This is a genomic window from Pseudomonas mercuritolerans (assembly GCF_025706525.1).
Lineage (GTDB): Bacteria > Pseudomonadota > Gammaproteobacteria > Pseudomonadales > Pseudomonadaceae > Aquipseudomonas > Aquipseudomonas mercuritolerans.
This window is the reverse complement of record NZ_JAMSHA010000002.1, coordinates 745089-770703: the sequence shown is the minus strand read 5'-3', so window position 1 is coordinate 770703 and position 25615 is coordinate 745089. Positions and strand designations below refer to the sequence as shown.

The window sequence follows — 25615 nt, the reverse complement described above, 5'->3', positions numbered from 1 at the left end:
TTGAAACCCTGGGTGCCGTGCCCGGGAATCACTCAAGGGTCTGCGGAAGGCATCCGGGGCCAAACGAGGAGTTTACGTCTGATGAGCATCAAAAAGCCTTCACCCGATAAAAGCGAAATGGCCGGGACCGATACCCCGGATCGCGCCAACACCAACGCCAAGCTCGACAGCCTGGAAGAATTCCGTTCGGACGCCACCGGTCAGGCACTGCGCACCAATCAGGGCGTGAAGATCGCCGACAACCAGAACACCCTCAAAGCCGGGCCGCGCGGGCCGTCGCTGCTGGAAGACTTCATCATGCGTGAAAAGATCACGCACTTTGACCATGAGCGCATTCCGGAGCGCATCGTCCATGCTCGCGGCACTGGCGCGCATGGTTTCTTTCAGACCTACGAGAACCATGCAGCGCTGACCAAGGCCGGTTTCCTACAGGATCCGGGCAAGAAAACCCCAGTGTTCGTGCGCTTTTCCACGGTGCAGGGGCCAAGGGGTTCCGGCGATACCGTGCGTGACGTGCGCGGCTTTGCGGTGAAATTCTTTACTGATGAAGGCAACTTCGACCTGGTCGGCAACAACATGCCGGTGTTCTTCATTCAGGACGCGATCAAGTTCCCGGACTTCGTCCACGCGGTGAAACCCGAGCCGCACAACGAAATCCCCACCGGCGGCTCGGCTCACGATACGTTCTGGGACTTCGTCTCGCTGGTGCCGGAATCGGCGCACATGGTCATCTGGGCGATGTCCGACCGGGCGATCCCGAAAAGCCTGCGCAGCATGCAGGGCTTCGGCGTGCACACCTTCCGCCTGATCAACGCCGAGGGCAAATCGCGCTTCGTCAAATTCCACTGGCGCCCTACCGCCGGCACCTGCTCGCTGGTGTGGGACGAGGCGCAGAAGCTCGCAGGTAAAGACACCGACTACCATCGTCGCGACCTGTGGGAAGCGATCGAAATGGGCGACTACCCGGAATGGGAACTGGGCGTGCAGATCGTCGAAGAAGAGAACGAACACGACTTCGACTTCGACATCCTCGACCCGACCAAGATCATCCCCGAAGAAATCGTTCCGATTACGCCGCTGGGCAAAATGACCCTGAACCGCAACCCGGACAACTTCTTCGCGGAAACCGAGCAGGTCGCTTTCTGCCCTGGCCACATCGTGCCAGGCATCGACTTCTCCAATGACCCGCTGCTGCAAGGTCGGCTGTTTTCCTACACCGACACGCAGATCAGCCGACTCGGCGGGCCGAACTTCCATGAGTTGCCGATCAACCGCCCGGTGGCGCCGTTCCACAACGGCCAGCGCGACGCGCAGCACCGCACCACCATCGACAAGGGTCGCGCCTCTTATGAGCCGAACTCGATCGACGGCGGCTGGCCAAAAGAAACCCCGCCAGCGGCACAGGACGGTGGTTTCGAGAGCTATCCAGAACGCATCGACGCAGCGAAGATCCGTCAGCGCAGCGAGTCGTTCAGCGATCACTTCTCCCAGGCCCGCTTGTTCTTCAACAGCATGAGCGACCACGAGAAAGAACACATCATCGCTGCCTACAGCTTCGAGCTGGGCAAGGTCGAGCGTGAGTTCATTCGTGCCCGTGAAGTGAACGAGATCCTTGCCAATATCGACCTGACCCTGGCCAAACGCGTGGCGGAAAACCTTGGTTTGCCGGCGCCAGCCAAAGGCACGGTCGAAGTGCGCAAGACCTCGCTGGAGCAATCGCCAGCGCTGAGCCAGGCCAACCTGCTGCCAGGCAATATCAAGACGCGCAAGGTGGCGATCCTTGCTGCCAATGGTGTTGACGCTGCAGCCATCGATGCGATGAAGAAAGCGCTGGAAGCCGAAGGCGCTCACGCAAAACTGCTCGGGCCGACCTCGGCGCCAGTGAAAACCGCTGATGGCAAGGCATTGCCGGTGGATGCGTCGATGGAAGGCATGCCGTCGATCGCTTTCGACGCGGTATTCGTGCCGGGTGGCGCTGCGTCGATTACCGCGTTGAGCGGCGACGGCGTGGCGCTGCATTATCTGCTGGAGGCCTATAAGCACCTGAAGGCGATCGCGCTGCACGGCGAGGCCAAACAATTGCAGGACTTGCTGAAGCTCGATGCGGATGCGGGGTTGTTGCAGGGCGCGGATGTGGGGGCGTTGACCAAGCCGTTCTTCGCCGCGATTGGCGAGCATCGGGTCTGGGCGCGGGAGCCTAGGGCCAAGGCGATTCCGGCTTAAGATCTTTATTGGCTGAGAGGACGTTTTCGCGAGCAGGCTCGCTCCCACAGGTACGCTGTTGCACCTGTGGGAGCGAGCCTGCTCGCGATGCGTTTTATGGCTTGCGCGGGCTTAAAACCATCTGCGCCGGCACTGTGCGCAAGATCTGCTTTTCGATCAGCAAATCAAAATCAGGATCAAGCTTCTTTACTCGCTTGCTCAACAACGTCGCCAGCCACGGGTAATCCGCGGTGCGCGGTGCCTGAATACTGACGGCGCATTCGTAATTCACCACATCGGCGGCGATGGCGTCGAGTTGTCGTTGCAGCTTGTGAATATCACCGATGTTCAACGCAACCGTGGTGCTCTCGGCAGTCGGGTCGATCACCTTGGCTTTCGGCCGGGCTTCGGCAGCCAATAACGCCGCTTCAGCCTTTTCCAGCTCGGCCTTGCGCGCTTCGGTGATCGCGCCGTTGACGCCGCCGGTCAGCGCGGGCGCCTTGGGCATCAGAGCACGGGCGCGGCTGAGCGCGGTGGCGGCAGCGTTGACATCGCCTTTCTGCAGGACGATCTGGCTGCGGCGCAGGTACGCCTCGGCCAGCTGCCGCTGGTATTGCTCAAGGGATTGATCATTGGGGGTTGCGGCCTGCAACGCGGCCAACTGGTCTTCGGCGGTGGCCAGTTCGCTGCTGGCCAGGCTTTGCTCCAGCTGTGCGATGGCCGTAGCCCGCGCATCCGGGACTTCAGCCACCGGCGGCGTGCTTTGGCAGGCGCCCAGCAGCACTGAAAATGCGACAAGGAGCAGATAACGGGAGGCGAACGGCTTCATTCCTGCGACTCTCTAATTGCGCAAAAAGCGGCCAAGTCTACACCCCACGACGGGGCAGAACAAAACTCAACAGAAACAGCGCGGCTGCCGTCACCACGATCGACGGCCCCGCCGGGGTGTCCTTGAACCACGACAACGCCAGCCCGCCGCACACCGCGAGCATGCCCAGCAGGCTCGCGCCCAGCGCCATCTGCTCCGGCGAACGGGCGTGACGCTGTGCCGCAGCCGCAGGGATGATCAGCAGCGAAGTGATCAGCAGCACCCCGACGATTTTCATTGCCACGGCGATCACCACCGCGATCAACAGCATCAGCGCCAAGCGCAAACCCGCAACCGGCAAGCCTTCGACCCGCGCCAGTTCTTCGTGCACGGTGACCGCCAGGAGCGGCCGCCACAGCGTCACCAGCAACACCAGCACCGCCGCAGTGCCGCCGAGAATCCACGCCAGGTCGCTCGGACTGATCGCCAGCAAGTCGCCAAACAGATAGGCCATCAGGTCGATCCGCACTTCATGCATGAAGCTTAGTACCACCAGGCCGAGAGAGAGCGTGCTCGGTGCAAGAATTCCCAACAGCGTGTCGGACGCCAGCGGCTGACGCTGTTGCAGCGTCACCAAGAGCACCGCCAGCAGCAGGCAACCGACCGTCACCGCCACCGTCGGGCTGACGTCCAGCAAAAACCCCAGTGCCACGCCAAGCAACGCGGCGTGAGACAGGGTGTCGCCGAAATAGGCCATGCGCCGCCACACCACAAACGAACCGAGCGGCCCTGCCACCAGCGCCAGGGCCAGACCTGCAAGCAGGGCATACAACAGAAAATCAGCCATGCTTGCAGCCGTCTCCATGAACATGAGGTTGCCCGCCGAGCGGGCCTTTGACCACCGAACCGTGCAGGTCGTGGGCGTGGTCGTGATGGTGGTGATAGATCGCCAGACTCGGCGCATTCTTGCCGAACAGCTCGACGAATGCCGGATCGCCGCTGACCTGCTCGGGATGCCCGGAGCAGCAGACGTGGCGGTTGAGGCAGACCACCTGATCGGTGGTGCTCATCACCAGATGCAAATCGTGCGACACCATCAGCACGCCGCAACCGTGGCGGTCGCGCAGCCGGGTAATCAGGCTGTACAACTCGGCCTGCCCGGCGACGTCGACGCCCTGCACCGGCTCGTCGAGTACCAGCAACTCCGGCTCGCGCAGCAGCGCCCGAGCCAGCAGCACGCGCTGCATTTCGCCGCCGGAAACGCTCTGCACCGGGCTGTCGATTACGTGTTCAGCGCCGACTTCCTTCAACGCGGCCAAGGCGCGAGGTCGGTCGACGCCGGGCACCAGGCGCAGGAAGCGCAGCACTGACAGCGGCAGGGTCGGGTCGACATGCAGTTTCTGCGGCATGTAACCGACGCGCAGCTTCGGTTTGCGCCAGACGCTGCCGCTGTTTGGCTTCAACAGCCCGAGCACGGCGCGTACCAGCGTGGTCTTGCCGGCGCCGTTGGGGCCGATCAGGGTGACGATCTGCCCTGGCTCGACGCTCAGCTCAATGTTGTCCAGCACGGTCTGCCCGGCAAACGTGACGGCGACCTGTTCCAGACGGATCAGCGCATTGCTCATCAGGCCCCCTGGCAACCGGCGCACAGGCCAACCACTTCGACGGTCTGCGCTTCGACGATGAAACCGACGTCTTTGGCGCTGCTGATGATCGCGTCGCTGATCACTTTTTGCTCAAGTTCGATAGCGGCGTGGCACTCGCGACAGATCAGGAACTGGCCCTGATGCGCGTGTTCCGGGTGTACACAGCCAACGAAGGCGTTGAGCGACGAAATGCGATGAACCAAGCCGTTTTCCAGCAGGAAATCCAGCGCGCGGTACACCGTTGGCGGCGCGGCGCGGCGGCCGTCCTGTTCGCTGAGCACAGCGAGGATGTCGTAGGCACCCAGCGGCTTGTGGCTTTGCCAGACCAGTTCCAGCACGCGGCGGCGCAGGGCAGTCAGACGCAAGCCCTTTTGCGCGCACAAGGTATCGGCCTCGGACAAAGCGCTGTGCACGCAATGGGAGTGGTCGTGGGGACGGCTGGCAATCGGTGTAATAGGCATGAGCGGCGACGAGATTTGCTGGAGACGTTATTATGTTACCCGTTCTCGCTTCCTTGAGTGGTCATCGTGTCCCGACTTTTTTCTGTTTTTGTGGCTTTTGTTGCCAGTTTTCTGCTGATCGGTACGGCTCAGGCCGAGGTCAAAGTGCTCACCAGCATCAAACCGTTGCAGTTGATTGCCGCTGCCGTGCAGGACGGCGTGGCGATTCCCGAGGTGCTGCTGCCACCGGGTGCCTCGCCGCACAATTACGCCCTGCGCCCGTCCGACGTACGGAAGGTGCAGTCGGTCGATCTGCTCTACTGGATCGGCCCGGACATGGAAGGTTTCCTGCCGCGCGTGCTCGGCGGTCGCAGCCTGCCGAGCGTTGCGGTGCAGGATCTGCCGGGGCTGAAGCTGAGGCATTTCGGCGCGGACAACCATTCCCGTGCCGAAGAAGCCAACGAGCATGATCACGATCATCGCCCCGGCTCGCTGGATGCACATTTGTGGCTGTCACCGGTCAATGCGCGGGTGATCGCCGACAAAATGGCCGCCGACCTCAGCGCCGCCGACCCGGCCAATGCCCAGCGTTATCAGAGCAATGCCAAAACCTTCGATGCACGTCTGGATGCGCTGGATCTGCGCTTGAAGACGCGTCTGGCCAATGTCGAAGGCAAGCCGTACTTCGTCTTTCATGAAGCATTTGATTATTTCGAAGACGCTTACGGCCTGAAGCACGCCGGGGTGTTCGCGGTAGCCGCCGAAGTCCAGCCCGGCGCCCAGCACGTGGCGGCGATGCGCAAGCGCTTGCAGGAAACGGGCAAGACCTGTGTGTTCAGCGAGCCACCGTTGCGTCCGCGCCTGGCAGAAACACTGGTGGCCGGTTTGCCAGTGAAACTGGCCGAGCTGGATGCGCTGGGTGGTTATACGCCGGCGACCGCTCAGGGATATGAGCAGGTCCTGGAAAAACTCGGCAATGATCTGGCCGGATGCCTAGAATCGTTGTAACAACACAAACCCTGTGGGAGCGAGCCTGCTCGCGAAAGCGGTGGGTCAGTCAGCAAAAATGCTGAACGGGCCGCCGCCTTCGCGAGCAGGCTCGCTCCCACAGGTTCATGTTTGCTTGGCGAATCTACTCAGAGGGCGAAGGGCAATGGTGTATTGACCTTCTGCCGCTGCGCCAGGCGCTGCTCGAATTCCTGCGGATCGTGAATCAACACATCCTGCCCGGCGAACTGCTCGGCGGCGATCAAGCGTGACAGCCAGAACCGCACACAGGCCACACGCAACATCGTTGGCCAGAGCTCAGCCTCCGCCGCCGTGAACGGCCGCAGCGCCGCATAGGCACCGAGAAACGCACGCGCACGCGGGCCATCGATCACGCCCTCCTCGTCCGAACACCAGTCATTCAACGCGATCGCCACGTCGTACAGCATCGGCCCCGAGCAGGCGTTGTAGAAGTCGATCAGCCCGGTCAGGTGAGTGCCTTCGAACATCGCATTGTCGCGGAACAGGTCGGCGTGAATGTTCGCCCGAGGCAGCGCGAGGATGTTGTCTTTGCGCTCGGCGATCTCATCCAGCGCCTTTTGCAGCAAGGCACGCGGCTCATCGCTCAGGTGCGAGAGAAATTCAGTGCCCTCCTCCAGCATCCAGTCCAGCCCACGATCGGTCTTGCGCTTGATCATGCGCTCGCCCTGGGTCGCCAGGTGCAGATGCGCCTGCAACTCGCCGACCTGGGCGCAGTGCTGGGCGTTGGCGACCTTGATGTGCTTGCCGGACAGGCGCGGTTGCAGCAGCGCCGGTTTGCCTTTGAGCTCACGCAGGGCCAAGCCGTCGGTGGTGCGCAGGGCGTAAGGCACCGGCAGTTCGGCTTCGTGCAGCACATCGAGCAGGTCGATGAAGAACGGCATCTCCTGCACCGGGCCGCGCTCGACCAGGGTCAGGACAAACTCGCCCTGCTCCAGGCTGATGAAGAAATTGGTGTTTTCGCTGCCTGCGGCGATCCCCTGGAAATCAAGCAGACGGCCGAGCCCATAAGGGGCGAGAAAGGTTTCCAGCTCGGGCCGAGCCAGGGGAGTGAACACAGACATTGAAAACTGCTCAGTTTTGGCGCCGCAGTCAGGCGACGCCGATTAAAAATCGGGAAGCTTACTTCCAGGTAAAGATTTCCCACGACGGAATCAGCATATCCGGCTGGTCGGATCTGATGTAATTGGCGTCCGAACCATCGGCGCGCACCAGGAAATACGGTTTGCCCTTCTTGGGCGTGACCTTGATCGCATAGACGAAGCCATTCCGGCTGTACTCCTGAATGGTTTTGTCCCCCTCCGTGCGAATGGTGACCTCGGGGTCGCCGCCCGGCGCATCATCCGCCGCCATCGCGGCCAGTGGTGAGACAGCGATCAACCCGACCAGCAGCAAGCGATTTAACGTACGCATGATAACCTTGTCCCTTTGTCGTCAACGGTCCCGCTATTCTAGCCCCGGACCCGCCGAAAAGGTTGATCCTGCTCATGAGCCAAGCCCCCCTCGTCCTGGTGGACGGTTCGTCTTACCTGTACCGCGCCTTTCATGCACTGCCACCACTGACCACGTCCAAAGGCCTGCCGACCGGTGCGGTCAAAGGCGTGCTGAACATGCTCAAGAGTCTGCGCAAGCAGTACCCGGACAGCCCCTTCGCCGTAGTGTTCGACGCCAAGGGCGGGACATTTCGCGATGAGATGTACGCCGAATACAAGGCCAACCGGCCAAGCATGCCCGATGACATGCGCGTGCAGATCGAGCCGCTGCACCAGAGCGTGATCGCCCTCGGCTTCCCGCTGCTGTGCGTCGACGGCGTCGAGGCCGACGATGTGATCGGCACCCTCGCCCGCAGCAGCGCGGCCGCCGATCGCCCGGTGATCATCTCCACCGGTGACAAGGACATGGCGCAACTGGTCGATGGCCACATTACCTTGGTCAACACCATGTCCGGTAGCTCGATGGATGTGGAGGGCGTTAAGGAGAAATTTGGCGTCGCACCGGAGCAGATCATCGATTATCTGGCGCTGATGGGCGATTCGTCCGACAACATTCCGGGCGTGCCGGGCATCGGCCCGAAGACGGCGTCCGGCCTGCTGGTCGGCGTCAACGGTGGTCTGACCGAGCTGTACGCCAACCTCGACATCGTGCCGAGCCTGCCGATCCGTGGCGCAAAAACCTTGCCGGCCAAGCTCGAAGAGCACCGGGAGATGGCTTTCCTGTCCTATCAACTGGCGACCATCAAGGTCGACGTGCCGCTGGATATCGGCCTCGACGATCTGCAAATGGGCCAGGAAGACCCGGCCAAACTCTACGAGCTGTACACCCTGCTGGAATTCAAGAGCTGGCTCAATGATCTGGATCGCGATGCCAAGCGTCTGGAACTGAGCGCGGCGGCCGAACCTGCGCCGGCGGGCGATCTGTTCAGCGCCCCGCAAGCCGAGGCACCTGTTGCTCCTGTCGAGGCCGCATACGAAACCATCCTCGATCAGGCCCGCTTCGACGTCTGGCTGGAAAAACTGCGCAACGCCAGGCTGATCGCCTTCGACACCGAAACCACCGGCATCGACGCGCAGCAGGCGCAACTGGTTGGCCTGTCGTTCGCCGTACAGGCCAACGAAGCCGCGTACATCCCGCTGACCCATTCCTACATCGGCGTGCCGGAGCAGCTGGATCGCGACACCGTGCTGCGCGCACTCAAGCCGATTCTGGAAGACCCGAACAAACTCAAGGTCGGCCAGCACGCCAAGTTCGACATGAACATTCTGGCCAACTGCGCCATTGGCGGCGATCAGAGTGAAGGCATCAGCGTGCGCGGCATTGCCTTCGACACGATGCTCGAGTCCTACGTGCTCAACTCCACCGCGACCCGTCACGACATGGACAGCCTCGCGCAGAAGTACCTCGACCACACCACAGTCAGTTTCCAAGACATCGCCGGCAAAGGTGCCAAGCAGCTGACCTTCGACCAGATCGCCTTGGAACAGGCCGGGCCCTACGCCGCCGAAGACGCCGACATCACCCTGCGCCTGCACCAGACCCTGTTCGACAAGCTCAGCGCGATTCCGAGCTTGGCCAGCGTGCTGACCGACATTGAGATCCCGCTGGTGCCAGTGCTGGCGCGCATCGAACGCCAGGGTGCGTTCGTCGATGCCGAGTTGCTGGGCATTCAGAGCATTGAGCTGGGCAACAAAATGGTCGCGCTGGAGCGTGAAGCCTTCGAAATCGCCGGGGAAGAATTCAACCTCGGCTCGCCGAAGCAGCTGGGCGTGATTCTTTATGAAAAGCTCGGCCTGCCGGTGTTGAAGAAAACTGCCAAAGGCCAGCCGTCCACCGCTGAAGAAGTTTTGGCGAAACTCGCCGAAGACGATCACCGCTTGCCGAAGGTGCTGATGGAGCACCGCTCGATGAGCAAGTTGAAAAGCACCTACACCGATCGCCTGCCGGAGCAGATCAACCCGCGCACCGGGCGCATCCACACCTCGTATCACCAGGCTGTGGCCTCGACCGGGCGCCTCTCCTCCAGTGATCCGAACCTGCAGAACATTCCGGTGCGCACCGCCGAAGGCCGACGCATTCGTCAGGCGTTCGTCGCACCCAAAGCCTACAAACTGCTGGCGGCGGACTATTCGCAGATCGAACTGCGGATCATGGCGCACCTGTCCCGCGATGAAGGCCTGATGAACGCCTTCCGCAACAACCTCGACGTGCACACTGCAACCGCTGCCGAAGTATTCAAGGTCGAGCTTGATCAAGTGACCTCCGACCAGCGCCGCAGCGCCAAGGCGATCAACTTCGGTCTGATCTACGGCATGGGCGCGCAGAAGCTCGGCAAGGACATCGGCGTCGACACCAAGACCGCCAAGGCTTACATCGACACTTACTTCGCTCGTTATCCAGGCGTGCGCGAATACATGGAGCGCACCCGCGCGCAGGCGGCGGATCAGGGTTACGTCGAAACTTTCTTCGGCCGTCGCCTCTACCTACCGGAGATCAACTCGAACAAGCCGCAGGAACGCGCTGCAGCAGAACGCACGGCGATCAACGCGCCGATGCAGGGCACGGCAGCGGACATCATCAAGAAAGCCATGGTGGCGGTGGATAACTGGCTGGCGACGTCGGGTCTGGACGCGCGGGTCATCCTGCAAGTGCACGACGAACTGGTGCTGGAGGTTCGCGAGGATCTGGTCGAGCAGGTCAGCGCCGAAATTCGTACGCACATGAGCGAAGCGGCGAAACTGGATGTGCCGCTGCTGGTGGAAGTTGGCGTGGGCAACAACTGGGATGAGGCGCACTGAGTCATTTTTGCTCAAGCGTTGCCGCGACCTGCCGTCGCGGCAACGGCCGAAATCCGGCTTAGATCGAAAAACGCTTTAGGCTATTCCAAAGCTTTTTGAAAAAAATCTGAACTAATCTGCCGGCGGAACACTCAGAGGTACTGAATGGCTGGTGAAGCCCTTCGATGCTCCTATGTTGTGTTAAGTGTTGGCAGATATCTGAACCCCGCCCTAGCGGTTCGGAACTTGAACCCCGGAACTTCTCCCTCCCCAATGAAGTCCGGGGCTTTTTTTGCCCAAAAATCGGCTGTAGCGCGGCCATGCTGCGTTAAAAGCATCGCTAAAAATGCTCATTTAGGTTCCCTAAACTCCGCTTTTTAGCCCTACTTTCGCCTTGCCTGGCCACACTACAACCAATTTTCCCCATTCTGAATTTACTCGGCAGCGGCCTCGGTGTTTTTGTCTGCCAGTTCCATCCAGTTGGCCAGTACAGTGTAGGCCTCTTCCAGGCCCATGCGTTTTGGTGCGGAGAACAACTGGATGGTGATCGAGTCGCCCCAGCCTTTGCGGATTTCCGACTGTACTTTCAGCAGGGTGTTCTTGGCTGCGCCGTAGGTGAGCTTGTCGGCCTTGGTCAGCAGGATGTGCATCGGCATGCCGGCGGCGACGGCCCAGTCGAGCATCAGCAGGTCGAAGTCGGTCATCGGATGGCGGATGTCCATCATCAGAATCAGACCTTTCAGACTCTCCCGACCACCGAGGTAAGCCTCGAGGTGGCGCTGCCAGTGTTGCTTGAGCGGGATCGGTACTTTTGCATAACCGTAGCCCGGCAGGTCGACCAGACGGCGATCTTCGTCTAGCTTGAAGAAGTTCAACAGCTGTGTGCGACCCGGAGTTTTCGAGGTGCGCGCCAGGCTGGCGTGGGTCAGGGTGTTCAGCGCGCTGGATTTGCCAGCGTTGGAACGACCGGCAAACGCCACTTCGAAGCCTTCGTCGTCTGGGCATTGATCGACTTTGGCGGCACTGAGCATGAACGTGGACTGTTGGCACAGGCCGAGGATGGGATTCTTGAGTTGCATGGGATTTCCGATGTGGGCGGCGCCGGGATTGGGCGCGGAACGCGGTGTCGCTTCCGTTTCAGTGACGCCAGTATATAATGCCGCAGATTTTGTGTGTGCTTTGTCCCAGCGAAGGATGAAGTTCACGAGAGCGACAGACTTTGATTGCGCATTAGAACGCAGAACGCTCTCAACCCTGAAAAGGTCGTTTTATGACGAAATGGCTGCTGGCTGCCGGAGTCTTGATGCCGCTTTACAGCGCACAGGCTACACAGGATCCGGAAGCTGTGTACAACCGTGTTTGTGGTGCCTGTCATTCCGGCCAACTACCCATGGCGCCCGCAAGAGGCGATCAGGAAGCTTGGACGCCGAGGTTGGCGAAAGGTATGGGGACGCTGGTGCAACACGTGACCCAGGGTTTCAAGGCGATGCCGCCGCGTGGTTTGTGCATGGACTGCAGTGCCGAGGATTACCAGGCCATCATCCTTTGGATGAGCGAGAGTAAGCCCGGTCCATAACTTAACCCTTAGCCGTAGTTGGATTAGCTGATGAACAAATTGATCGTGAGTCTGCTGTTGACCGTGGGAATTTCAGGTGTCGCCCATGCTGCCGGCGATGCCGCAGCAGGCCAGGCCAAAGCTGCCGTGTGCGGAGCCTGCCATGGCCCGGACGGCAACAGCATGGCGCCAAACTTTCCGAAACTGGCCGGTCAAGGTGAACGCTACCTCGACAAGCAATTGCACGACATCAAATCGGGCAAGCGCGTGGTGCTGGAAATGACCGGGCTGCTGACCAACCTGAATGACCAGGATCTGGCCGACATCGCCGCGTACTTCGCCAGTCAGAAAGGCAGCGTCGGCGCCGCCGATCCGAAGATCGTCGCTCGCGGTGAAGCGCTGTTCCGTGGCGGCAATCTGGAAAAAGGTCTGCCAGCCTGCACCGGCTGCCATTCGCCGAACGGCGCCGGCAATGCTGCAGCAGGCTTCCCCCATCTGGGTGGCCAGCATGCGCAATACATCGCCAAGCAACTGACCGATTTCCGCAAGGAAGAAGGCGGTCGCGCCAACGACGGCGACGCGATGACCATGCGCACCATCGCACGCAAGCTGAGCGACGAAGACATCGCTGCGGTTTCCAGCTACATCCAGGGCCTGCACTGAGGCCCTGAATCGAGGGCTGAACGAGACGCGCAGCGCCGGCCACGTTAACGCTCGATTAATCCTTCGCAGCAAGTATAAAAAGGGTGGCTTCGGCCGCCCTTTTTTGTGGCCGCTGCCGTTACACTACAGCACTCATGCCCGCCAGGATCTGTGTCGCAACAGGTCGAGCGAGGCGACCCAAATTGTTCAGGAGTAAAGCATGCGTAATCTGATCATCAGCGCCGCCCTCGTCGCTGCCAGCCTGTTCGGCGTGACCGCCCAGGCCGCTGAAGCCCCTGCCGCCCCGTATGTCGAACTGGCCAACCCGGTCCCGGTTGCAGTGCCTGGCAAGATCGAAGTGGTCGAGCTGTTCTGGTACGGCTGCCCGCATTGCTACGCCTTTGAACCCGTGATCAATCCATGGGTTGAAAAACTGCCGTCCGACGTCAATTTCGTACGCATCCCCGCCATGTTCGGCGGCCCATGGGACGCTCACGGCCAGATGTTCCTGACTCTGGAAGCCATGGGTGTCGAGCACAAGGTTCACGCTGCGGTATTCAACGCGATCCAGAAAGAACACAAGAAGCTCACCGACAAGAACGACATGGCTGACTTCCTCGCCACTCAAGGCGTGGACAAGGACAAGTTCCTCGCCACCTTCGACTCGTTCGCTATCAAAGGCCAGATCGTCAAGGCCCGTGAGCTGGCGAAGAAGTACGAAATCACTGGCGTGCCAACCATGATCGTCAATGGTAAATACCGCTTCGACATCGGCTCTGCCGGTGGTGCCGAGCAAGCATTGAAGCTGGCTGACGATCTGGTCGCCAAAGAGCGAGCGGCGAACAAGGCTGCTGCCAACTAAGCGCGGCATTCGCCATGCGCCGCTGGAAGTCCGAACGCATCGTTGGCCTGCATGATCCGCAGGTCAACGAACATCACCTGGCGTCTACGGGCCTGCCCGCAGACCAGCGTCTGCGCTTGCTCAGTTTCAACATCCAGGTCGGCATCAGCACCGAGCGCTATCGGCATTACCTGACCCGCAGCTGGCAGCATCTGCTGCCGCACACCGGGCGTTCCGGCAATCTGCAGAAGATCGGTGACCTGCTCGGCGACTTCGATCTGGTCGCGCTGCAGGAAGCCGATGGCGGCAGCCTGCGTTCGGGCTACGTCAATCAGGTCGAACATCTGGCCCACCTCGGCGCCTTTCCCTACTGGTATCAACAACTCAATCGCAACCTCGGTCGACTGGCCCAGCACAGCAATGGCGTGCTCAGTCGCCTGAAGCCGTGGGCGATCGAGGATCACCCGCTGCCCGGCCCGAAAGGTCGCGGCGCGATCCTGCTGCGCTTCGGCGAAGGTCCGGAGGCACTGGTGGTGGTGATGATGCACCTGGCCCTCGGCGCACGGACGCGCAGCCTGCAACTGGCCTACATTCGTGACTTGATCAGCGGCTACAAGCATCAGGTGCTGATGGGCGACATGAATACCCATGCCAGCGACCTGCTCGAACACTCGCCATTACGCGATCTCGGCCTGCTGGCCCCGCAGGTGGAAGCGACCTTCCCCAGCTGGCGCCCACAGCGTTGCCTTGATCATATTCTGCTCAGCCCGACCCTGACCCTGGAAAAGGTCGAGGTGCTGGCCCAGCCCATTTCCGATCACCTGCCGGTCGCGGTGGAAATTCGTCTGCCGGGTTCGCTCACGGCCGACGCATTGCCCGCGTTGAGCCCTGCCCCTCGCGGAACCTGTGAATGAGCGACGACGCCCAGCGCTGGAAAGAGAAGTACCTCAAGAGCATCGAACAGCAGGACAAGCTCGAACGCCGCTGGGCCGCGCGACTCGACCTGCTGCGGCGCGGTCTGGTGCGCAGCACGCTGGCGGCCGAGGGCACCGACAAGGTCGTCGATCAGTGCATGAAGGAAATGCGCGAAGTCGTGCGTACCGATGACATGGACGCCGGCCTCGCCGCCCTGCTGCCGCGTCTGGAAAAAGCCGTGCTCGACTCCGAGCAGCGCCGTGAGACCCGCATCGATCAGGTCAGCACCGCGCTGACCGCGCTGGTCACCCAGTTGCAGGCCTTGCCATTGCCACGCGAAGTCGCGCAACCGCTGAAGAAATTCGCCAAACAACTGGACAGTCGCGTCGGTCAGGCACGGGAAATGCCGCTGCTGTTGAGCGAACTCAGTGGCTTGCAGGGCAAGGCCTTGAGTCAGTTGGAGACGCCGGCCGAGCCGGGCCGGCCGGGGCTGTTGCAGCGTTTGTTTGGCAGCCGTGACGGTGAGGAAGCTGCTGCACCGGCGGCCGACATACCAGCAACATCAGTGCCGCAACCGGTCGAAGCCCGGCAACCTGAACCGGAGCCTGCGCAATCGGCACCGGTGGCCAACGCGGAGCCAACGATCGCAGCGCCCGAGACCGTCATCGAAACGCCCGCCCAGACACCGCCTGATGAGCCGCAAGTCGTTGCGTTCGCTGCGCCTGTGGTCGTCGTTGAAGCCGAGCCAGTGCAGGTTGAACCAGCCCCTGACACCGAGATGACCGTCGCTGCGCCAGCAACCGAGGCGTTTAACCCCGATGAACTGATCCACCCCGGCGATCCGTCGCCGCTGATTCTCGATAGCCTGCCCCTGCCCGAACCGATTGCTCAGGCCTTGGCCGCCATCGACCCGGAGCAGTCGGAGCACGACATCCTCTTCGCGCTGCCGGATTCTCCGGAGCCGTCCTACAGCTCCGTGGCCAGACATATCGAAGACACGCTGATCGGTCTCCTCGACGACCTGACCCTGCCCGAGCGCCACCGGCCGCAAGCCGAAGCCATGCGCGAGCGGCTCAAACACGGGCTGAACTGGTACGAACTGTTGCCGATCCTCGACGATCTCGCGACTTTGATGCTGGCGATTACCGACAGCGGTCAGCACGAATTCGAAGCCTATCTGCAACAACTCAACGAACGCCTCGAAGCGTTTCAGAGCAACCTGCAAGCGGCCAGCGAAGGGCATGCCGACAATAGCTCGGCGGCGCGGGCCATGGACACGCAGATTCGCGAGCAGGTCGACGGCTTGCAGAGCAGCGTCCAGCAAGCGGCGGACCTCGATGACCTCAAGCATGTGCTGGAGAATCATCTGGAAGGCCTGCTGGGAACGATGGACCAGCACCAGAAGCAGCGCGACGCCCGCGAGCAGGAAGTCGCCGCAAGGTTGAAGAGCCTGTCGGAGCGCGTGGCGCATATGGAGCAGGAAGCCATGGGCTTCCGTGAACACCTTGAAGAGCAGCGGCAGAAAGCCCTGATCGATCCTTTGACCGGCCTGCCCAACCGCGCGGCGTGGAGCGAACGCCTGGAGCATGAAATCCAGCAATGGCAGCAGCACGGCAACACCCTCAGCCTGGCCATGCTCGACCTCGATCACTTCAAGCGGATCAACGACAGCTATGGCCATCTGGCCGGCGACAAAGTGCTGAAGATCATCGCCACGGTATTGCGCAAACGCCTGCGCGGCTCGGATTTCATCGCCCGTTTCGGCGGTGAGGAGTTCGTGCTGTTGCTGCCGGCGACGCCACCAGCGGTGGGCGCGAAACTGCTGGAAACCCTGCGCGCGGCGATCGAAGCCTGCCCGTTTCATTTCAAGGGCGAGCGAGTGACTATCACCATTTCCATGGGACTCGCGTCATTCCGGGTGGGAGAACACAGCGATCTGGTGCTGAAAAGAGCCGATCAGGCGCTGTACCGAGCAAAAAACGCCGGGCGCAACCGAGTCGAGCTCGGCTAAGGCAATTGTTCCATTTTGTTTAAATCCGCCCGCTGGCGGACTCTGAGCAAATCCGTACGTTACACTGTTGCATTATCGTTTTCAGCGTATCGTCCTCTGCCATGAAAGTCCTCGCCCTTGTTGCCTCGCTGCTCGTCCTCGCTGGTTGCGCCAGCGGTCCGCGCTATGACACCAGCCACCCTTCGGCCAATTACGACAGCCGCATCCAGTTCGTTGTGGTGCATTACACCTCGGCGTCTCTGGAGCGCTCGCTGCAATTGCTGACCCATGGCGACGTGAGCAGCCATTACCTGATCGGCGATGACAAAAGCGGCACGATCTACAAGCTGATGGACGAAAACCAGCGCGCCTGGCACGCCGGCGAAAGTCAGTGGCAGGGCCGCACCTGGCTCAACTCCAGTTCCATCGGCATCGAAATCGTCAATCCCGGCTACAAGGACACACCGACCGGGCGCCTGTGGTATCCGTACAGCGAAGCGCAGATCCAGTCGTTGATCACCCTGCTCAAGGACATCAGCAAGCGCAACGGCATCAGCCCGCGGCACATCATCGGTCACAGCGACATCGCGCCGTTGCGCAAGCTTGACCCGGGGCCACTGTTCCCCTGGAAACGTCTCGCCGCCGAAGGCCTTGGCCTGTGGCCGAACGAGCAAGCAGTGGCGCGTCAGCAGGCGGTTTTCAACAGCAACCCGTTGCCGGAGATCGGCTGGTTCCAGGCGCAACTCGCGCGCCTGGGTTACGACACACCGCAGACCGGCGAGCTGGACGTCGCCACGCGCCACGTCCTCGCCGCGTTCCAGATGCATTACCGCCCTGCCCGCTTTGACGGCACGCCGGATGCGCAAACCGCAGCACTTCTTCTGGTTCTCAATCAGACAAAATAATGACGCCCGCCCGACGGTCAGGGCGAAATCGCAATCAGCAGCTATAACTCATGGTAATTCTTCGGAAAATCCCTGATGGCTGCGACCCGAGAGACGCTGCGTAGCTGGTTTTATCGCCCTGTTTTTTTGGCGATGATCGCGGCTGTCCTCAGCGCCAGCCTGCTGATTGCCGGCGGTATGTTCGCGGCGATGCGCCAGATGGAAATGCGCGAGAGCCAGGAAATGAACGCCCAAGGCGAGCGCTTCCTCGCGCGCCTCGAACAATTGTTCGGCCAGTTGCGCGAAAGTCTCGACGACCTTGAAGCCCAGCCCTTGCGCGGCTGCGACGAAGAAATGATCGCGACTTTGCAGCAAGTCACCTTCAACTACCGCTTCGTCTACGAAGCCGCATATATGGACGCTTCGCGGTTCTGCTCCAACCGTCCGCGCCAGGAAGGTCTGTCGTTGGTGCGCGCGCCGGACATTCAGGGCCCGACCTACAGCTATTGGCTGAACACCACCACCGAACCCGATGAAAACCGCGCGGCGCTGATGCTCGGTCGCGGCAATTTTCGTGTCGCTACCTCGCGTGGACATTTAACCGACATGGTCGATCTGTCGCCAGGCAGCAGCCTGCTGGTGGTGCTCGATCACGGCACTCGCGCGATTCCGGTGCTCGGCACAGCACAGACCTGGCCACCGACCGAACCCTGGCCACCGAAGAGCCCTAATGCGCTGCAAGTCACGCAAACGCGGCTGATCTACCGCATGCCCACCGACAACCCGGAATATCAATTGGTGCTGATCACGCCGCGCACGGGCATGCACGTCCCGGCGGTGTGGTGGTGGCTGTTGCCGGTGTGCCTGATCGCCGGGGCCGTTGTCGGCTTTCTGACCTTGCTACTGGTGCGTCAGCGCCAGTCGCTGGATGCCGAGCTGCACGGGGCGATCCGCCGGGGCGAGTTGCAGGTGCTGTATCAGCCGATCTTCGATCTCGACAGCCGCAACTGCGTCGGCGCCGAAGCGCTGCTGCGCTGGCGGCGCCCGGACGGCACGCTGACCAGCCCCGACCTGTTCATTCCCATGGCGGAGAACACCGGGCAGATCCGGCAGATGACCGACTTCGTCTTGCAGCGTCTGCTCGAACAACTGGGCCAGTTACTGCGCGCCAACCCGCAGCTGTATATCTCGGTGAACCTCGCGGCCTGCGATGTCATGGTGCCGCGCATCGGCCAGGTCATGGCGCGCCTGCTGGCGCTGCACCGTGTCGCCGCGCGGCAGATTGCCTTCGAAGTCACCGAGCGTGGGCTGATCGATGTGGTGGTGGCGCGGGAGAACCTGCAAGCCTTGCGAGACGTTGGTCATCAGGTGCTGATCGATGATTTCGGCACCGGCTATTGCAGCCTCGCCTATCTGCAGACCTTGCCGGTGGACTGTTTGAAAATCGATAAGGCGTTTATCGATGCGCTCGGCCATGACGCGGCGAGCAGCGGCGTCGCTCCGCACATCATTCACATGGCGCAGGCGCTGGACCTGAAAGTGATTGCCGAAGGCATCGAGCTGGAATCCCAAGCCGCACTGCTCAGCAGTGAGGGGGTCAAGTTCGGTCAGGGCTGGCTGTTCGCCCACGCACTGAGCGCCGTGCAGTTCATCGAACTGATCACCCGCGGCAGGCGCCTCGCCGCGCGGCGTATGGACGACGAAGCCTAAACGGCCAGCGCCATGTAGAACTGGGTGCCCTGCCCCGGCCGCGAATAAACGCCCATCCGCCCGCCGTGCAACTGGACGATTTCCTTGCACAGTGCCAGGCCGAGCCCGGCGCCACCCTTTTTGCGCCCGACCTGCACGAACGGCTCGAAAATCCGCCCCTGCTGGCCGTAGGCGATGCCTTCACCATTGTCTTCGACGCTGATGATGACCCGCTCGCCATGCCGGCGCGCCTGCAGACGTATCTGCCCGTCGCGGGCGGTATGGCGCAAGGCGTTGTCGATCAGATTGTCGAGGACCCGATCGAGTTGCGCCTGATCAGCCTGCAACCTCGGCAGCGGGCCTTGAATCTCGACGTTCAGCGCCACACCTTTGGCCGCAGCCACGTCGGCAAAGCGCAGTTGCGCCTGCTCCAGCAGGTCCTCAATGGAACATGGCGCCAAGGTGAGTTTCTGTAGACCGTTCTGGTAGCGCGAGAAATTCAGCAAGTCGTTGATCAATTGCATCAGGCGCTGCATTTCTTCGTTGACCGTATCCAGCAGGTCGGCTTCGCGCGATTCAGCCGGGAATTTCGCCCGCTCGCGAAACAGCCCGAAGGCCATGTGCATGCCTGTGACCGGCGTGCGCAGTTCATGGGAAGCGCGCAAGACAAACTCACTGCGCACGCGCTCGAACGCGCGTTGCTCGGTGACGTCGTGCAGCACCATCACCGCGCCGAGAATATGCCCCTGGGTATGACTGACCGGCGTCAGGCTGTAGGTCAGCAGGCGCGATTCGCCATCGACTTCGATACTCAGATCTTCCGGCGCACGCTCCAGCGTGCCGCCGCGCAGGACCAATTGCAGTTGCGCATCCAGCTCCGGGCGCCCAAGTGCGGTGCCCAAGCCTTGGCCCAGTCGATCGTCTTCCCAGCCCAACTGGCGCTGAGCCACCGGGTTGAGGTGTTCGAGCTGACCCTGGCGGTCAATCATCAACAAACCGTCGTCGATACTGTCGAGCACCGCTTGCAAGCGCTGCTGACCGGCCAACAGTTCGTCGACATTCATCGCCTGGTGTTCGCGCAACGCCTCGGCCATCAGGCCGAAGCGTCGCGACAGCAGGTTGACTTCCATGGCCGTGGAAATCGGCAGGGTCACGTCATAGTTGCCCTGGCCGATGTTGTCGGCAGCCTTGGCCAGCGCTTCGATCGGCGCGCCGAAGCGTCGGGCGATGCCCTGGGCGGTGACGAAACCGATGATCAGTACCGCCAGCCCGACCAGGCCAAGCAGCCCGGCAATCAGCAACGCGCGTTCACGGGCAGCGTGCTGGACCGCGTTAATGGTTTCCAGCGCATGTTTGTGCTCAGCAATCAGGCCATTACGCAGAATGTTGAAGCGCTCGCGGAAATCCGCGCTGGTGCTCGCGTTCTTCGCCGCTTCGGCGGTCACGTCGAATGAGGCGAGGAAGTTCAGGTAGTCGGCCTTGGCCTGGCGGAAACCGTAAGGCTGGTCATCGCCCTCCGGCTGCTGGGCGATGCCTTGGTCGAGCAACTCGAAGTAGTGCTGCTTGGACGCTTCGAACGCAACGGGATCGGGTTTTTCGGCGAGCATGATGATCAATTGATCACCGAGGGTCTGGCGCAGCTTGAGGCCCAGATCCAGGGTGACGAAGTTGCTGCGCACCAGCGCTTCCTGTGACCCGGCCATCTGCATCACGCTGACCAGCCCGAGCAAGAGCCCGAGCAAGGCCACGGTGATCAACGCAGAAATGCTCAGGAACAGGCGCGTGCGCAGCTTGATCGCCAGTTTCATCGCGCAGTGCTCACAGGTTGTACTGCTTGCGTTTGCGATACAGGGTCGAGGCGTCGATGCCGAGGGTTTTCGCCGCTTGATCCAGAGTGCCGGCGGTGGCCAGCACCGCGCCGATGTGCGCTTTCTCCAGCTCGTCCAGGCTCAGTGCCGCGCCGACCCGTGGCGCATTGTTGGCCGGTTGTTCGGCCATGCCCAGGTGGCTGATTTCCACGCGTTCCTGCGGGCAGATGATGCTGGCCCGCTCGACCACGTTGCGCAGTTCGCGGATATTGCCCGGCCAGCGATAACCGAGCAGTGCTTCGCGCGCCTCATCGCTGAAGCCGCGCGCTGGGCGTGCGTACTCTTTGACGAAACGTGCAAGGAAGCGATCGGCGAGGGTCAGGATGTCTTCGGCGCGCTCGCGCAATGGCGGCAGATGCAGGGTAATGACGTTGAGGCGATAGAGCAGATCTTCGCGGAAGCGTCCGTCGCGGACCATGTCTTCGAGGTTGAGGTTGGTGGCGGCGAGGATGCGCACATCGGCACGGCGAGTGACCGGATCGCCGACCCGCTCGTATTCCTTGTCCTGGATGAAGCGCAGCAACTTGGGTTGCAAAGTCAGCGGAAAGTCGCCGATCTCGTCGAGAAACAGCGTACCGCCGTCCGCCTGGTTGACCCGACCCAAAGTACTCTCGCTGGCGCCGGTGAACGCGCCACGGCTATGGCCGAACAGCTCGCTTTCCATCAGCTCGGCAGTCAGCGACGGGCAGTTGATGGTCACGCAGGATTTCTTCTCGCGCTTGCTCCAGCCGTGGATCGCACGGGCCAGTTCACCTTTACCCGTACCGGACTCGCCAAGGATAAGAATGTTGGCGTCGGTGCTTGCGACCTGCCGTGCGGTTTCCAGCACGACTTTCATCGCCGGGCTGTGGGAATCGAGACCGTCTTTCGGTTTGCGGATCTCGCCTTCCAGCGCTTCAAGGCGCGCGGAGAGCTGGCGCACTTCCAGCTGCTTGGCGGTGGCCAGGCGCAGTTGATCAGGGCTGCACGGCTTGACCAGATAATCGGCGGCACCGGCCTGGATGGCGTCAACCGCGGTGTCGACTGCTGAATGAGCAGTGACAATCACTACGCGCATCCACGGCGCCTGAATGCGCATTTGCGCGAGGACGTCGAGACCGTTGTCCTCGCCCAGGCGCAAATCAAGGAAGCACAGATCGAAGACCTGACGTTGCAGCAAAGCATCGGCCTGGGCTGCGCTATTGGCGGTGGCTACCGTATAGCCTTCGTCTTCGAGGCAATAACGAAACGTACGCAGGATGGCGGATTCATCGTCCACCAGCAGAATGCGGCCTTGTTGCTCAGTGGCAGATTCCATTTTTCCTACGCTCCATAGTGATTAGTCTTGGGTTAGTCCCGGAAAAATCGGGCAAGTTGCATGGTTGATTCTGAACGATACCAGCCATAGGAGGGTAGCTCTCTACTGCCATAACGGCCAATTCATTGATTTCGTTGAGTTTTAAGACATTCTGCGTTTTGCAGGGCAGATCCTGCATCCTCTTCTGACATCTGCGTACCGGTAGCAATTCCATATCATCGAAATTTCCCACGAAATAATCGTGCATTGCGCACGACCGCAGAAGAGCCATCGTGCAGGATGCGTCTTAGGAAATTTCTCAACCACGCATAACTCATTGTTTTAATTGATTTTTTCACAGATGAAAAAACTGGCATGCAGGCTGCAATACCTCACTCAGCCCGGGCAGAACAGCACTGCCCCAACAGAACAAGCGTGAGGAACACAGGATGACTCGCCCAATCGCCGCCCAAGTACGTATTTCGCCACTGCAGATCCAGCAAGGTCTGTTCGGTGTACTGGCGTTGCTGATCACCCTGATCGTCTGCCAGCAGTACATGAGCTGGGAAAACAGCCGTAAGCCCGAGCCACTGATTTCGATGCAGCACAGCACTCAAACGCACTTCAGTGCCGTGAGCAGCAGCCAGGCTGAAAACGCTTCGATGCACATGATCGATGTCGACCAGGCGCAACCGTTGGATCAATTGCCACGGGAAGAGCGCTGGGTTTTCTAAGCCGTTGAACACATTCGGGCGCGTAGCGCCGGAAACCGGAAACACCCCTAAATAGAGAAGTAAGGAGAATCACCATGTTGAGCTGGGCAATTACATTCTTGATCATTGCCATCATCGCCGCCGTTCTGGGCTTCGGTGGTATCGCGGGCACCGCCACGGGTATCGCCAAGATTCTCTTTGTCGTGTTCCTGGTGATGTTCATCGCTTCCTTCTTCTTTGGCCGTCGCGGCCGAGGTTAACGATGATCGGTCTCAAGACATTGGCCGCCGCCCTGCTTCTGGGCGGCAGTGCCATGGCCATGGCGGCCAATGACGGCCAGACCCGGGTCAACGAACTGCTCGCCTCCGACGCGCAGTACCGTGAAACCTGGGAAGGCGTGATCAAAAAGGAAGAGCGCGTCCCGGAATGGGTGATCAACCTGTCAGGAACCTCCGAACAACAGATGCATGCCGTTACGGAAGATGGCGACAAGTATCTGGTCGGGCCGCTCTGCGAGAGTCAGGACAAGTGCCTGAATCACCGCTTGATCGTTGCCTTCAGCTTCGACAAGGATGACGCCTACGCCATGCTGGTCGATGTGCCGGAAGGTCTGCCGCAGGACAAGTCGCCGACGCGACACGCGACTTATCGCTTCTTCGGCAAACCCGATCAGGGCATGCAGGATCTGCTGATGGAAACCCTGAAGAAAGATCCGAAGTGGTACTGATGCAGGACGCGCAAAGATTTCGAACACGAAAGCAGCGCCCCGCTGCTTTCCATTGCACCGCCCGATGAGGGTCGGTGCATGACCAGGGGGCCGGGACGTTCTGACTGATACAGGGTCGGAGTGACCTACGGGTACAGGGAGTACCTGCGCAAGGGCCGGGTCAGGGTAAAAGCTGCGCCGCAGGTTCGTCGACCCGGTGGTCTGACGAATCTGCGCTGGGCTTTGAATCAGCTAAAACATTGATCCAGCACGCCAAATTCCTTTTTTCAATCGTCGACACTGCGAGGAAAACATTTCGTGGTGTTTCCTGGCGACCGTATATCGACAAAGATCGCGCTCGTTCCGTGTGACTTCTAGTCTTGCGATTCAGACTTTTTCCGGAAATTTCCGCCGGTTTTGCCTGTGCAAAATTTAACCAGGTCACGCTGTAATGGCCGGTTCACGGCGCTTATGCCGGCACAAATGTCACAATCGAACCGCTTGGGACGCCAGTTTCAAATGAAAAAGCTCATGCCGATTAGGCATAGGGTAGGCGTTTACGGCATTAGACGGCGCCACCTTGCATCGGAATAGTTGCGCCTTTTTTCGCCTGCCGAAGAGCCGTAAACACGCGCTTCGGGGCACCTTATACGGAGGCAGATGCACAGACTTTTCCGCTGATGAGCGTTCCAGTTCCTGCATGTGCCTGAGTCAAACGCAAGTAAGGGTAAAGATAATGAAGAAGGCAAAAATCAGCCTCGCCTGGCAGATCCTCATCGGTCTGGTTCTGGGGATTGCAATTGGTGCGTTGCTCAACCACTTCAGTGCCGAAAAGGCCTGGTGGATCAGCAACGTCCTGCAACCGGCAGGCGATATCTTTATCCGTCTGATCAAGATGATCGTGATCCCGATCGTCATCTCCTCGCTGATCGTCGGTATCGCCGGCGTCGGCGACGCCAAGAAGCTCGGGCGTATCGGCCTGAAGACCATCATCTATTTCGAGATCGTCACCACCATCGCCATCGTCGTCGGCCTGGTGCTGGCCAACGTGTTCCATCCGGGCACCGGCATCGACATGAGCACTCTGGGCACGGTCGACATCTCGAAGTACCAGGCGACCGCCGCCGAAGTGCAGCATGAACATGCGTTCATCGAAACCATCCTCAACCTGATCCCGTCGAACATCTTCGCGGCCATGGCTCGCGGCGAAATGCTGCCGATCATCTTCTTCTCCGTGCTGTTCGGTCTCGGCCTGTCGAGCCTGCAGTCGGACCTGCGCGAGCCGCTGGTGAAGATGTTCCAGGGCGTTTCGGAAAGCATGTTCAAAGTCACCCACATGATCATGAACTACGCCCCTATCGGCGTGTTCGCCCTGATCGCGGTGACCGTGGCCAACTTCGGCTTCGCCTCGCTGCTGCCGCTGGCGAAACTGGTGATCCTGGTTTACGTCGCCATCGCCTTCTTCGCCTTCGTCGTGCTGGGCCTGATCGCCAAGCTGTTCGGCTTCTCGGTGCTCAAGCTGATGCGCATCTTCAAGGATGAGCTGGTGCTGGCCTACTCCACCGCTTCCTCGGAAACCGTGCTGCCACGTGTCATCGAGAAGATGGAAGCCTACGGCGCGCCGAAAGCCATCTGCAGCTTCGTGGTACCGACCGGTTACTCGTTCAACCTCGACGGCTCGACCCTGTACCAGTCGATCGCGGCGATCTTCATTGCCCAGCTGTACGGCATCGACCTGTCGATCAGCCAGCAACTGCTGCTGGTGTTGACGCTGATGGTCACCTCCAAAGGCATCGCCGGCGTACCGGGTGTGTCCTTCGTAGTGCTGCTGGCCACTCTGGGCAGCGTGGGTATTCCGCTGGAAGGCCTGGCGTTCATCGCTGGTGTCGACCGCATCATGGACATGGCGCGTACCGCACTGAACGTGATCGGTAACGCCCTGGCGGTGCTGGTTATCGCGCGCTGGGAAGGCATGTACGACGACGCCAAGGGCGAGCGCTACTGGAACTCCCTGCCGCACTGGCGCAGCAAGGAAAAACTGCCGGCTGGCGAGATTTCCAAGAACTGATGCAAAACCCTGTGGGAGCGAGCCTGCTCGCGAAGACGGTGTATCAATCTACAGAGATGTTGAATGTGCCGGCCT

23 protein-coding genes are annotated in these 25615 nt (G+C 60.8%); 14 read left to right on the top strand and 9 right to left on the bottom strand.

Annotated features, from left to right (window positions below; translation table 11 throughout):
* Nucleotides 1-81: 81 nt before the first annotated feature.
* A complete protein-coding gene (katE, locus tag ND528_RS08275; protein WP_263470075.1) occupies nt 82-2223 on the top strand; it encodes a catalase HPII in 2142 nt (713 codons plus the stop codon).
* A gap of 94 nt (nt 2224-2317) precedes the next feature.
* Here the strand turns inward: katE and ND528_RS08270 are convergent, their stop codons facing one another.
* The 4 genes from ND528_RS08270 to ND528_RS08255 are packed head-to-tail and all read right to left on the bottom strand — an operon-like array spanning nt 2318 to nt 5117.
* Nucleotides 2318-3031, bottom strand: coding sequence for a PA5502 family lipoprotein (locus ND528_RS08270; RefSeq protein WP_263470074.1), 714 nt, complete (start codon nt 3029-3031; stop codon nt 2318-2320).
* A gap of 37 nt (nt 3032-3068) precedes the next feature.
* Nucleotides 3069-3857: a zinc ABC transporter permease subunit ZnuB gene (gene znuB / locus ND528_RS08265; RefSeq protein WP_016772340.1), complete on the bottom strand. Its 789-nt coding sequence runs from the start codon at nt 3855-3857 to the stop codon at nt 3069-3071.
* A complete protein-coding gene (gene znuC / locus ND528_RS08260) occupies nt 3850-4635 on the bottom strand; it encodes a zinc ABC transporter ATP-binding protein ZnuC (RefSeq protein WP_101159662.1) in 786 nt (261 codons plus the stop codon). The genes znuB and znuC overlap by 8 nt, the downstream gene beginning before the upstream one ends.
* Nucleotides 4635-5117, bottom strand: coding sequence for a Fur family transcriptional regulator (locus ND528_RS08255; protein WP_024014990.1), 483 nt, complete (start codon nt 5115-5117; stop codon nt 4635-4637). Before ND528_RS08255 ends, znuC begins: the two co-directional genes overlap by 1 nt.
* Before the next feature lie 66 nt (nt 5118-5183).
* Between ND528_RS08255 and ND528_RS08250 the strand changes: the two genes are divergently transcribed.
* Entirely contained in the window at nt 5184-6104 is a 921-nt protein-coding gene (locus ND528_RS08250; protein ID WP_263470073.1) for a zinc ABC transporter substrate-binding protein, read from the top strand.
* A 128-nt stretch (nt 6105-6232) separates the two neighbouring features.
* Here ND528_RS08250 and ND528_RS08245 read toward each other — a convergent pair whose 3' ends face one another.
* Both ND528_RS08245 and ND528_RS08240 read right to left on the bottom strand, forming a co-directional pair.
* Nucleotides 6233-7186 (bottom strand): homoserine kinase, encoded by a 954-nt coding sequence (locus ND528_RS08245; RefSeq protein ID WP_263470072.1) that lies wholly within the window; start codon nt 7184-7186, stop codon nt 6233-6235.
* A 58-nt stretch (nt 7187-7244) separates the two neighbouring features.
* A complete protein-coding gene (locus tag ND528_RS08240; RefSeq protein ID WP_024014988.1) occupies nt 7245-7535 on the bottom strand; it encodes a DUF2782 domain-containing protein in 291 nt (96 codons plus the stop codon).
* Nucleotides 7536-7609: 74 nt separating this feature from the next.
* On the opposite strand from ND528_RS08240, the gene polA reads away from it, so the two are divergent.
* Nucleotides 7610-10414 (top strand): DNA polymerase I, encoded by a 2805-nt coding sequence (gene polA / locus ND528_RS08235; RefSeq protein ID WP_263470071.1) that lies wholly within the window; start codon nt 7610-7612, stop codon nt 10412-10414.
* A 413-nt stretch (nt 10415-10827) separates the two neighbouring features.
* On the opposite strand, the gene yihA is transcribed toward polA, so the two are convergent.
* Nucleotides 10828-11472: a ribosome biogenesis GTP-binding protein YihA/YsxC gene (yihA, locus tag ND528_RS08230; RefSeq protein ID WP_263470070.1), complete on the bottom strand. Its 645-nt coding sequence runs from the start codon at nt 11470-11472 to the stop codon at nt 10828-10830.
* Between the two features lie 191 nt (nt 11473-11663).
* Here yihA and ND528_RS08225 point away from each other — a divergent pair, with 191 nt between their 5' ends.
* From ND528_RS08225 to ND528_RS08195, 7 genes are all read left to right on the top strand, one after another.
* On the top strand, nt 11664-11969 hold the full coding sequence (locus ND528_RS08225) for a c-type cytochrome (RefSeq protein WP_016772347.1): 306 nt from the start codon (nt 11664-11666) through the stop codon (nt 11967-11969).
* 30 nt (nt 11970-11999) lie between these two features.
* Nucleotides 12000-12611, top strand: coding sequence for a c-type cytochrome (locus ND528_RS08220; protein ID WP_122506337.1), 612 nt, complete (start codon nt 12000-12002; stop codon nt 12609-12611).
* A gap of 199 nt (nt 12612-12810) precedes the next feature.
* Complete coding sequence (locus ND528_RS08215; RefSeq protein WP_137214536.1) at nt 12811-13452, top strand: thiol:disulfide interchange protein DsbA/DsbL; 642 nt, start codon at nt 12811-12813, stop codon at nt 13450-13452.
* A 14-nt stretch (nt 13453-13466) separates the two neighbouring features.
* Nucleotides 13467-14345, top strand: a complete 879-nt coding sequence (locus ND528_RS08210; RefSeq protein WP_024014985.1) for an endonuclease/exonuclease/phosphatase family protein — start codon at nt 13467-13469, stop codon at nt 14343-14345.
* A complete protein-coding gene (locus ND528_RS08205) occupies nt 14342-16357 on the top strand; it encodes a GGDEF domain-containing protein (protein ID WP_263470069.1) in 2016 nt (671 codons plus the stop codon). The genes ND528_RS08210 and ND528_RS08205 overlap by 4 nt, the downstream gene beginning before the upstream one ends.
* Before the next feature lie 101 nt (nt 16358-16458).
* Complete coding sequence (locus ND528_RS08200) at nt 16459-17241, top strand: N-acetylmuramoyl-L-alanine amidase (protein WP_137214532.1); 783 nt, start codon at nt 16459-16461, stop codon at nt 17239-17241.
* Between the two features lie 75 nt (nt 17242-17316).
* Nucleotides 17317-18930, top strand: a complete 1614-nt coding sequence (locus ND528_RS08195) for an EAL domain-containing protein (protein ID WP_263470068.1) — start codon at nt 17317-17319, stop codon at nt 18928-18930.
* Here the strand turns inward: ND528_RS08195 and ND528_RS08190 are convergent.
* Together ND528_RS08190 and algB are read right to left on the bottom strand one after the other, a co-directional pair.
* A complete protein-coding gene (locus ND528_RS08190) occupies nt 18927-20717 on the bottom strand; it encodes an ATP-binding protein (RefSeq protein WP_071173949.1) in 1791 nt (596 codons plus the stop codon). The two genes, ND528_RS08195 and ND528_RS08190, sit on opposite strands and share 4 nt — an antisense overlap.
* 10 nt (nt 20718-20727) lie before the next feature.
* Nucleotides 20728-22074, bottom strand: a complete 1347-nt coding sequence (algB, locus tag ND528_RS08185) for a sigma-54-dependent response regulator transcription factor AlgB (protein ID WP_024014980.1) — start codon at nt 22072-22074, stop codon at nt 20728-20730.
* 428 nt (nt 22075-22502) lie between these two features.
* Between algB and ND528_RS08180 the strand changes: the two genes are divergently transcribed.
* The 4 genes from ND528_RS08180 to gltP all read left to right on the top strand — a co-directional run bounded on the left by ND528_RS08180 (nt 22503) and on the right by gltP (nt 25540).
* On the top strand, nt 22503-22787 hold the full coding sequence (locus tag ND528_RS08180) for a hypothetical protein (protein ID WP_024014979.1): 285 nt from the start codon (nt 22503-22505) through the stop codon (nt 22785-22787).
* A 74-nt stretch (nt 22788-22861) separates the two neighbouring features.
* Complete coding sequence (locus ND528_RS08175) at nt 22862-23026, top strand: DUF1328 domain-containing protein (protein WP_003177151.1); 165 nt, start codon at nt 22862-22864, stop codon at nt 23024-23026.
* Between the two features lie 2 nt (nt 23027-23028).
* Nucleotides 23029-23493: an inhibitor of vertebrate lysozyme family protein gene (locus ND528_RS08170; protein WP_263470067.1), complete on the top strand. Its 465-nt coding sequence runs from the start codon at nt 23029-23031 to the stop codon at nt 23491-23493.
* 715 nt (nt 23494-24208) lie between these two features.
* Complete coding sequence (gene gltP / locus ND528_RS08165) at nt 24209-25540, top strand: glutamate/aspartate:proton symporter GltP (protein ID WP_197889884.1); 1332 nt, start codon at nt 24209-24211, stop codon at nt 25538-25540.
* Nucleotides 25541-25615 lie beyond the last annotated feature (75 nt).

Bases quoted from the DNA above. Each gene is read 5' to 3' on its own strand.
- ND528_RS08195 (WP_263470068.1), top strand. From the start codon at position 17,317: ATGGCTGCGACCCGAGAGACGCTGCGTAGCTGGTTTTATCGCCCTGTT.
- ND528_RS08190 (WP_071173949.1), bottom strand. From the start codon at position 20,717: ATGAAACTGGCGATCAAGCTGCGCACGCGCCTGTTCCTGAGCATTTCT.
- ND528_RS08205 (WP_263470069.1), top strand. From the start codon at position 14,342: ATGAGCGACGACGCCCAGCGCTGGAAAGAGAAGTACCTCAAGAGCATC.
- gltP (WP_197889884.1), top strand. From the start codon at position 24,209: ATGAAGAAGGCAAAAATCAGCCTCGCCTGGCAGATCCTCATCGGTCTG.
- ND528_RS08210 (WP_024014985.1), top strand. From the start codon at position 13,467: ATGCGCCGCTGGAAGTCCGAACGCATCGTTGGCCTGCATGATCCGCAG.
- ND528_RS08225 (WP_016772347.1), top strand. From the start codon at position 11,664: ATGACGAAATGGCTGCTGGCTGCCGGAGTCTTGATGCCGCTTTACAGC.
- ND528_RS08215 (WP_137214536.1), top strand. From the start codon at position 12,811: ATGCGTAATCTGATCATCAGCGCCGCCCTCGTCGCTGCCAGCCTGTTC.
- ND528_RS08200 (WP_137214532.1), top strand. From the start codon at position 16,459: ATGAAAGTCCTCGCCCTTGTTGCCTCGCTGCTCGTCCTCGCTGGTTGC.
- ND528_RS08255 (WP_024014990.1), bottom strand. From the start codon at position 5,117: ATGCCTATTACACCGATTGCCAGCCGTCCCCACGACCACTCCCATTGC.
- ND528_RS08220 (WP_122506337.1), top strand. From the start codon at position 12,000: ATGAACAAATTGATCGTGAGTCTGCTGTTGACCGTGGGAATTTCAGGT.
- polA (WP_263470071.1), top strand. From the start codon at position 7,610: ATGAGCCAAGCCCCCCTCGTCCTGGTGGACGGTTCGTCTTACCTGTAC.
- yihA (WP_263470070.1), bottom strand. From the start codon at position 11,472: ATGCAACTCAAGAATCCCATCCTCGGCCTGTGCCAACAGTCCACGTTC.
- znuC (WP_101159662.1), bottom strand. From the start codon at position 4,635: ATGAGCAATGCGCTGATCCGTCTGGAACAGGTCGCCGTCACGTTTGCC.
- ND528_RS08270 (WP_263470074.1), bottom strand. From the start codon at position 3,031: ATGAAGCCGTTCGCCTCCCGTTATCTGCTCCTTGTCGCATTTTCAGTG.
- katE (WP_263470075.1), top strand. From the start codon at position 82: ATGAGCATCAAAAAGCCTTCACCCGATAAAAGCGAAATGGCCGGGACC.
- ND528_RS08180 (WP_024014979.1), top strand. From the start codon at position 22,503: ATGACTCGCCCAATCGCCGCCCAAGTACGTATTTCGCCACTGCAGATC.
- algB (WP_024014980.1), bottom strand. From the start codon at position 22,074: ATGGAATCTGCCACTGAGCAACAAGGCCGCATTCTGCTGGTGGACGAT.
- znuB (WP_016772340.1), bottom strand. From the start codon at position 3,857: ATGGCTGATTTTCTGTTGTATGCCCTGCTTGCAGGTCTGGCCCTGGCG.
- ND528_RS08245 (WP_263470072.1), bottom strand. From the start codon at position 7,186: ATGTCTGTGTTCACTCCCCTGGCTCGGCCCGAGCTGGAAACCTTTCTC.
- ND528_RS08240 (WP_024014988.1), bottom strand. From the start codon at position 7,535: ATGCGTACGTTAAATCGCTTGCTGCTGGTCGGGTTGATCGCTGTCTCA.
- ND528_RS08170 (WP_263470067.1), top strand. From the start codon at position 23,029: ATGATCGGTCTCAAGACATTGGCCGCCGCCCTGCTTCTGGGCGGCAGT.
- ND528_RS08175 (WP_003177151.1), top strand. From the start codon at position 22,862: ATGTTGAGCTGGGCAATTACATTCTTGATCATTGCCATCATCGCCGCC.